Here is a 6,837-nt window from a genome sequence, read left to right on the forward strand (position 1 = left end):
TCCGATCTTGGCAGATGGTTTGTGATTGCCAGCGACGGCAGATATGACACTGGCTTGCTTGCCATGTTGCGGTGATGGATGTCCTTGTGAGCCAGGCGGAAAGCATTCGATCAATATACTGAGAGGCATTGTTTCGCCATATCGCTCTCTGTGGGGGGCTTCTGTCTCGTGTTTCATGTCGCTCATGTTGCCTTCTGATCTTGCTGTCTCTGGGGCCGCTGAAGCCTGTTCGCCAAGCGAGTCAGCCTTGCTGAGGCAGGCCAGGCGCATGGCATTGCTCAGCGAGGCGCCCTGGCTGCATCAGGAGGTCGGGCGACGCCTGGCGGACAAGCTGGCGCCCATCAAGTTGCAACCTCAGGCCTGGATCGACTGGTCTGCATTCCTGGGGGCAAGTGCGGATCACGTGCGTGCAGCCTATCCGCAGGCGCAGCGTTGGGTCGTCGAGCCAACGCCTGAGTTGCGCCAGCGCAGTCAACGTGAGTTGGCGTTGGCCGCTACTCGCAGTTGGAAGACACTGTGGCGCAAGGACGTGCCCCAGGCCTGGTCGGTTGATGATCTGGTGGGGGCGCCCTGGTTGCCTGACGGCGTGCAGATGTTGTGGGCCAATATGTGCTTGCATGCACACCCGGATCTGGCTTCCATGATGCGCCAGTGGCATCGTCAACTGGCGGTGGGTGGTTTTCTGATGTGCTCGGGTCTGGGCCCGGATACGGCGCGGGAGTTGCGCGCGGTCTACCGGACCATGGGATGGGATCTGCCCACGATCGACTTCATCGACATGCACGATCTGGGCGATGAACTGGTCAAGGCTGGTTTTGCCGATCCTGTGATGGACATGGAGCGCCTGACCCTGACTTGGGAGACGCCGCAGGCCATGCTCAAGGAGTTGCGTACCTGGGGGGGCAATGTGGCCTCCGGTCGGCACGCAGGGCTGAAGACGCCTCGGTGGCAGGCGGGCTTGCAGGATCTGTTGATTCAGCGCCTTACTCGTTCGGATGGGCGTCTTGGCCTGACCATCGAGGTGGTCTATGGGCATGCCATCAAGCCCGAGCCCCGCATCAAGCTGGAGCCTGAAACGCGTGTGTCTCTTGATGACATGAGGCGAATGGTTCGCAAGCAGGGCTAGCCCTGATAGGGTTGTGGTGCCGTTGTATCGGTGCTTTTTGATTCTTGTGCGAACTGCGGGTTATTCATAGCACTTCTGCTCGGATTGCGTCTTGAGGTGTCTCAAGTGGCTGGCTAGAATGAATTGAAAATTTTGGATGGTGCAGCGCATCAACCAATGTTCAACCAACTTCCGGGGCAGCCCTCCGGACATTGCCTGTGTGGTCTAGGAACGCTGGCGCGCTTGTCGCCACCTTGTCGCCCGTTAGGTTGATGTCTCCCTCAGCAATGAGGTTCGGGGTGTGTTCTGCCTTGCTTAAGATCCTTCAGTTTGCATGTCCGAGGGCCTTTTCGGCTCTGCGGAGCTGGGCGCTACGGCACCCTCACGATTAACGGGCTGGCAGACGCCCGGTCTGGCGTCTGGTCTCTTGCATGCCTGGCAGTAATGACCGCGTTCAATCCTAGACGAGCCAAGACATGATCAAAGATCCTGGGTACAGAGTGAGTCGGATGTTGTCTGCAGAGGGGCGTTCGCCTCGTGTGGCTTCCGTGGTGCAGGCGACTGCAGTGGCCTTGATGGGCTTGATGGCTCAGGCGAGCTGGGCGGTCAATGACCTGCCGGGTGGGCCTGGCGTCAGGCAACTTGATCTGCCCAACCCCGTCACCAAGATCGCGGCAGAGCAGCAGTCACTGCACTACATGATGCTCTACATCTGCGGTGCCATCTTCGTGCTCGTGTTCGGTGTCATGTTCTATTCGATCTATGCGCACCGCAAATCGAAGGGGCACAAGGCAGCAGATTTTCACGAGTCCACAACCGTGGAAATCGTCTGGACGGTGATCCCCTTTCTGATCGTGATCGGCATGGCCTTGCCAGCCACCAAGGTGGTCGTCGCCCAGAAAGACACCACCAACGCTGACATCACGGTCAAGGTCACGGGATATCAGTGGAAGTGGGGCTACGACTACCTCAAGGGTGAAGGTGAGGGCGTGCAATTCGTCTCCACGCTGGATTCGACGCAGCGTGCTTTGTCAGACGCGGGTACGCCTCAGGGTGACAACTACCTGTTGAAGGTGGACAAGCCACTGGTGGTGCCGGTCGACAAGAAGATCCGCATCATCACCACTGCCAATGACGTGATCCACTCCTTCATGGTGCCGGCGTTCGGTATCAAGCAGGATGCCATTCCCGGCTTTGTGCGAGACACCTGGTTCCGCTCCGAGAAGACTGGTGACTACTACGGTCAGTGCGCCGAGCTCTGCGGTAAGGAGCATGCCTACATGCCTATCCATGTGCGTGTTTTGAGCGCAGAGGATTACACCAAGTGGGTGGCCGAGCAACAGAAGGAAATGGCAGCCAAGGCAGACGACCCTACCAAGGTATGGACGCAGCCTGATTTGCTGGCACGCGGAGAGAAGGTCTACAACGCCAACTGCGCCGCCTGTCACCAGCCCAACGGCAAAGGTGGCGGTGCCATCAAGCCGCTGGATGGCTCACCCAAGGTGCTGAGCGAAGACAAGTCCGTGCAGATTCATGTGGTGCTCAACGGCCAGAACAACATCATGCCTTCGTGGAAGCAGTTGTCTGATACCGAGATCGCAGCCGTGATCACCTATACGAAAAACCACTGGTCCAACAAGACCGGCCAGACGGTGCAGCCGTCGGAAGTGCTGGCAGCGCGCAAGTGATGCGTGCTTGAACCCAACAGGATCAGAAAGGACATCACATGAGCAGCACAGTAATGGACCACGGTCACGGACACGATGATGCGCACGGTCACGATCACGGTCATCCTCACGGTTGGCGCCGCTGGGTCTATGCGACCAACCACAAGGACATCGGTACCTTGTATCTCTTGTTCTCCCTGACCATGCTGATGATCGGGGGCGTGCTGGCACTGGGCATCCGTGCCGAGCTGTTCCAGCCAGGCTTGCAGATCATGAACCCTGAACTGTTCAACCAGTTCACGACCATGCACGGCATCATCATGGTGTTCGGGGCCATCATGCCGGCTTTTGTGGGCATGGCGAACTGGATGATCCCGCTGCAGATCGGGGCTTCCGACATGGCCTTTGCGCGGATGAACAACTTCAGCTTCTGGCTGTTGATCCCCGCTTCGCTGCTGTTGGTGGGTTCTTTCTTCCTGCCTGGCGGTGCACCTGCCGCCGGCTGGACACTGTATGCGCCGCTGACCCTGCAGATGGGCCCCTCGATGGATGCCGGCATCTTCGCCATGCACATCATGGGCGCCAGTTCCATCATGGGCTCAATCAACATCATCGTGACCATCCTCAACATGCGTGCCCCCGGCATGACCTTGATGAAGATGCCGATGTTTGCCTGGACATGGTTGATCACGGCTTACCTGCTGATCGCCGTGATGCCTGTGCTGGCTGGCGCCATCACGATGACGCTGACTGATCGTCACTTCGGTACCAGCTTCTTCAATCCGGCTGGCGGCGGTGATCCGGTGATGTACCAGCACATCTTCTGGTTCTTCGGTCACCCCGAGGTCTACATCATGATCTTGCCGGCCTTCGGCATCATCAGCCAGATCGTGCCTGCCTTTGCCCGCAAGAAGCTGTTCGGCTACACCTCGATGGTTTATGCCACGGCCTCGATTGCCATCCTGAGCTTCATCGTGTGGGCGCACCACATGTTCGCGACCGGCATGCCAGTAACGGGTCAGCTGTTCTTCATGTACGCCACGATGTTGATCTCGGTGCCCACGGGTGTGAAGGTCTTCAACTGGGTGGCCACGATGTGGCGCGGCTCGATGACGTTTGAAAGCCCGATGCTGTGGGCCGTGGGTTTCATCTTTGTGTTCACGATGGGTGGCTTCACCGGGCTGATCTGCTCGGTGGCGCCGATTGATATCCAGATCCAGGACACGTACTACGTGGTGGCTCACTTCCACTATGTGCTGGTGGCCGGTTCGCTGTTTGCGCTGTTTGCCGGTTTCTATTACTGGGCGCCAAAGTGGACGGGCGTGATGGTGCCAGAGTGGAAGGGCAAGCTGCACTTCTGGTGGTCGCTGATTGCGTTCAACGTCACCTTCTTCCCGATGCACTTCCTGGGCTTGGCCGGCATGCCACGTCGCTATGCCGACTACCCGATGCAGTTCGCTGATTTCAATGCCCTGGCATCGGTCGGTGCCTTCTTCTTCGGCTTTGCACAGGTCTTCTTCATCTTCGTGGTGATGATCCCCGCCATGCGTGGCAAGGGCCAGCCGGCGCCAGCCAAGCCTTGGGATGGCGCAGAGGGGCTGGAGTGGGAAGTACCTTCGCCTGCACCGTTCCATACGTATGAGAACCCGCCCAAGCTGGATGAAACCGCTACTCGCGTGATTGGTTGATGGGGCAATGGCAACAGGAGTCTTGTGATGAATGAACAAATGTCGACTCTTCAGCGCCAGCGCAACTTGAAGCTCGCACTCATACTCGCATCGGTGGCCATCACGTTTTTCGTGGGCTTCATCGCGAAGATGGTGTTGCTTTCGCATCATTGAGCCAGAAAGGTTGAACCTCTTGTGATCACGGCAAGCCCCCATCCCGCATCTGAAGCTGGACGCAAGGCGCGCTGGTTGCAGCGAGCCAATCTGGAGATGGTGGGCAAACTGGTGGTGATCGTTGGCCTGATGTTTGGCTTTGGTTATGCCATGGTGCCCATGTACAAGCACATCTGTGCGGCGCTGGGCATCAATGTGTTGTCGCTGACGGAGCAGCAAACGCCGGGGGCGCTGGCTTCTTCGAAGGTCAACACGCAGGTCGATCTGAGCCGCACGGTCACCATCGAGTTCGATGCCAATGCGCGTGGCCCCTGGGATTTCAAGCCCGAGACACGTTCTGTTCGCGTGCACCCGGGTGAGGTCACGACGGTCATGTACGAGTTCCGCAACTTGCAGAACCGGACCATGGCGGCGCAGGCCATTCCGAGTTACGCGCCCAAGCAGGCGACATCGCATTTCAACAAGCTGGAGTGTTTCTGCTTCAGCGAGCACACGCTCAAACCCGGCGAGAGCAAACGCTGGCCGGTGGTATTCGTGATCGATCCCAAATTGCCCAAGGATGTGCAGACGATCACCTTGTCCTACACCTTCTTCGAGGTGGGAGGCAAGGTGCCGATGGCGCCCAAGGGTTCAGTCTGATGAGTTTGGTATGACGGATGAATTACGCGAAGCCGCACAGCGTCAGGGCTCCTTTGCCCAGACGCTCAAGGCGGTGGCGTGGTCGTTCTTTGGTGTGCGCAAGTCCAAGGACTATGCGCAGGACGTGGCCAAGATCAACCCGGTCCATGTGATCGTGGCAGGGGTGCTGGCGGCTGTGATTTTTGTTGTGGGGCTGGTCGTTCTGGTGCGATTCATTGTCGCGAGCGGAGTGGCCCAGTGAATGTTGTTTCTTGAGGAGCACACAGATGTCCACTGCAGTGAACAAGGGGCAGGCCCCTTACTACTTCGTGCCAGGGCCTTCGCGGCACCCGATGATGGCGGCCGTCGGGCTGTTTTTCGTGGTGCTGGGCGCAGGGCAGTGGGTCAACGGGGCCGAATGGGCGCCGTACTCGGTGCTCGGGGGCTTTGTATGGTGGGCCGTGGTGCTCAAGCAGTGGTTTGGTGATGCCATCGCAGAAAGTGAAAGTGGCCTCTACAGTGACCGCATCGATGCCTCGTTCCGTTGGAGCATGGCCTGGTTCATCTTCTCGGAGGTGATGTTCTTCGGCTCCTTCTTCGGAGCCTTGTACTGGGCCCGCTTGCATGTGCTGCCCAACCTGGGTGATATCGAGAACGCGCTTCTGTGGCCTGATTTCAAGGCCATCTGGCCATCTGAAATGGCCGGCGTGACTGGGGCGCCTGCGGGAACGGTCGAACCTTTCAAGACGATGGGCCCGTGGCCAATTCCCACCATCAACACGGCCTTGCTCCTGACCTCAGGCGTGACCTTGACGATTGCCCACCATGCCTTGCGTGAGAACAAGCGTGGCAAGACGATCGGCTTCATGTGGTTGACCGTGTTACTGGGTGCCACCTTCATCGGCCTGCAGGCATTCGAGTACTACGAGGCCTATCACCACCTGAACCTGAAGTTGTCGTCTGGCATCTATGGTTCGACCTTCTTCATGCTGACCGGCTTTCACGGCATGCACGTGTTCGTAGGCATGTTGATGCTGCTGTTCATCACGCTGCGCCTGATGCGCGGGCACTTCACGCCTGACAAGCACTTCGGCTTTGAGGGTGCCGCCTGGTACTGGCACTTCGTGGACGTGGTCTGGCTGGGCTTGTACGTGATCGTTTACTGGACCTGATCCAGGTGGCCGCTTGGCCATAGCGGTGCCCGCTTGAGGCAAGACGAAGCGTCCATATGGAGAACCTGTATGGGCGCTTTCTTGTGTGCCGATGGCGACTTACTTCAAGGGCACACCGGTCGGGTGGATCCATCCCATCTTGTAGCTCAGCAAGATGAACAGGAACAAGGCGATGGACAGCCCCACGCGCCAGGCCAGCGCGTTGACCATGCTGTTGGATTTGGCTTTCCCGTCACGGCCATCTTGCAACATGGCGCGGCCAGCGAAGACCAATGCCATCACAATGGCCAACAATGCAAATGCGAACACGATTTTCATGAACAGGGATTATGGGTGTCGCAGCTGGCATGGGGGGGAGCAATGACCCCAGTTCAGCGTCGCTTGGTGATCTGGCTGGCAGCAGTCTTGTGCTCTGCGTTGACGGCCAGGCTGGG

The 6,837-nt window shown here is 58.4% G+C and carries 9 protein-coding genes; 7 read left to right on the forward strand and 2 right to left on the reverse strand.

The features are described 5' to 3' along the window. On the reverse strand, positions 1–186 hold a 186-nt coding region (locus EPO09_RS18645), incomplete at its 3' end, for a hypothetical protein (RefSeq protein ID WP_290645432.1). An 82-nt stretch (positions 187–268) separates the two neighbouring features. Between EPO09_RS18645 and EPO09_RS18650 the strand changes: the two genes are divergently transcribed. The 7 genes from EPO09_RS18650 (at position 269) to EPO09_RS18680 (ending at position 6,403) form a co-directional block, all read left to right on the forward strand. Then, positions 269–1,126: a biotin synthase gene (locus EPO09_RS18650; protein WP_290645434.1), complete on the forward strand. Its 858-nt coding sequence runs from the start codon at positions 269–271 to the stop codon at positions 1,124–1,126. Between the two features lie 554 nt (positions 1,127–1,680). Then, a complete protein-coding gene (gene coxB, locus EPO09_RS18655) occupies positions 1,681–2,793 on the forward strand; it encodes a cytochrome c oxidase subunit II (RefSeq protein ID WP_290645445.1) in 1,113 nt (370 codons plus the stop codon). Positions 2,794–2,831: 38 nt separating this feature from the next. After that, complete coding sequence (gene ctaD, locus EPO09_RS18660; protein WP_290645436.1) at positions 2,832–4,460, forward strand: cytochrome c oxidase subunit I; 1,629 nt, start codon at positions 2,832–2,834, stop codon at positions 4,458–4,460. Positions 4,461–4,499: 39 nt separating this feature from the next. Further along, positions 4,500–4,613 (forward strand): cytochrome oxidase small assembly protein, encoded by a 114-nt coding sequence (locus EPO09_RS18665; RefSeq protein WP_290645447.1) that lies wholly within the window; start codon positions 4,500–4,502, stop codon positions 4,611–4,613. Positions 4,614–4,688: 75 nt separating this feature from the next. Continuing rightward, positions 4,689–5,252: a cytochrome c oxidase assembly protein gene (locus EPO09_RS18670; protein ID WP_290645449.1), complete on the forward strand. Its 564-nt coding sequence runs from the start codon at positions 4,689–4,691 to the stop codon at positions 5,250–5,252. A 10-nt stretch (positions 5,253–5,262) separates the two neighbouring features. Then, a complete protein-coding gene (locus EPO09_RS18675; RefSeq protein WP_290645438.1) occupies positions 5,263–5,493 on the forward strand; it encodes a DUF2970 domain-containing protein in 231 nt (76 codons plus the stop codon). Between the two features lie 25 nt (positions 5,494–5,518). Next, positions 5,519–6,403 (forward strand): cytochrome c oxidase subunit 3, encoded by an 885-nt coding sequence (locus tag EPO09_RS18680; protein ID WP_290645441.1) that lies wholly within the window; start codon positions 5,519–5,521, stop codon positions 6,401–6,403. Between the two features lie 99 nt (positions 6,404–6,502). Here EPO09_RS18680 and EPO09_RS18685 read toward each other — a convergent pair whose 3' ends face one another. Continuing rightward, the gene (locus EPO09_RS18685; protein WP_290645443.1) at positions 6,503–6,721 is read right to left on the reverse strand and encodes a DUF2909 domain-containing protein; all 219 of its coding nucleotides are present in this window, start codon (positions 6,719–6,721) and stop codon (positions 6,503–6,505) included. Positions 6,722–6,837: the final 116 nt, after the last annotated feature.

This window comes from Aquabacterium sp. (assembly GCF_004297345.1).
In the GTDB taxonomy this organism is placed as follows: domain Bacteria; phylum Pseudomonadota; class Gammaproteobacteria; order Burkholderiales; family Burkholderiaceae_C; genus Aquabacterium.